This is a genomic window from Bacillus cereus group sp. BfR-BA-01331 (genome assembly GCF_022663915.1).
GTDB classification, from domain to species: domain Bacteria; phylum Bacillota; class Bacilli; order Bacillales; family Bacillaceae_G; genus Bacillus_A; species Bacillus_A mycoides.
The window spans coordinates 1-1007 of the sequence record NZ_JAKUGJ010000123.1 but is presented as its reverse complement, the minus strand read 5'-3'; the positions used below and the strand labels follow the sequence as shown (position 1 = coordinate 1007).

Here is a 1007-nt window from a genome sequence, read left to right as displayed (position 1 = left end):
AGAATATACTCCACTTCAACTTGTTCCAATGGTCGTGGTGCCTCAAAATCAGAATTAAGTTTTATTCGTATTTCCAGTCGATCTTGAATTTCATTTAATGGTGTATCAAGATAAAGAATTCTGTAGTATAAAACACCATCTTCAATGCTTTTTTGAATCATATCTCTTGTTTGATGAATAAATGTAACCTCTGCAAGCTCAATGAAAGGATTGTCTATCGTTACTCCGCTATTCCAAGTTAGATTCCAAATCTCACAATGTTCTTCCGCATGCACAACAACTCCATTTACTGAAGGCGTAATTGTAAAAAGACGATCTACAGGAACTTTAGTTAAAGTAGTAGTATCCCCATTTACTAGTTCCAATCCTTTTTCCAATCGTTCGTGTTCAAACGCGCATTCAGCGCCAGCAAATGCAATTTCGCAAAATACTTGTTCTAGTAATGGACGAATCCCCTCAAATGTTCGTATTGCAAATACACTAAATTCCTGTGTTTCATCTGTTCGAATGATTTCATATAATTCAAACTCAGATGCATTTACTAAAGCAAAAGGAATATCTTTAATAAGATTCGAATCAGTATATAGCTCCTCTGGAATGTGGGTTTCAGGATGATGTACAAACTCAAGGCATAATTGATATCCTTTTAAAAATGCATTCTTGGCTGCTGCTGGGAATAGAGTTTCAAAGCGCTTTACATTGTTCTTAAATTTCTTTTCTTCAACTTCGTTATTAAACTCCCTTTCTTGTAGGATATTAGCTTTGTTACCTAACAATAAAAAGTAATGATTAATGATACGACTAATACTTTCTTCAAACGTTGAATTATCCTCACAATACTTAGCAAATCTCTCTTTACTCATGCTTACAATTTCATTCATAGTTCTGATTTCTCCCTTTCAAATGTTATTAATACATAAAAAAAGACACACCGATGGCAGGTTATGTGCCTTCGGTGTGTCCGTTTAGCTAAAGAATGAATCTATTAATTTGTATATTTCTCTTAG

General features: G+C 33.9%; 1 protein-coding gene. It reads right to left on the bottom strand.

Features of this window, described 5'->3' with window-relative positions; genetic code table 11:
• A partial coding sequence (locus tag MR155_RS31185) for a hypothetical protein (RefSeq protein WP_242312112.1) occupies positions 1 to 881 on the bottom strand: 881 nt, incomplete at its 3' end.
• Positions 882 to 1007 lie beyond the last annotated feature (126 nt).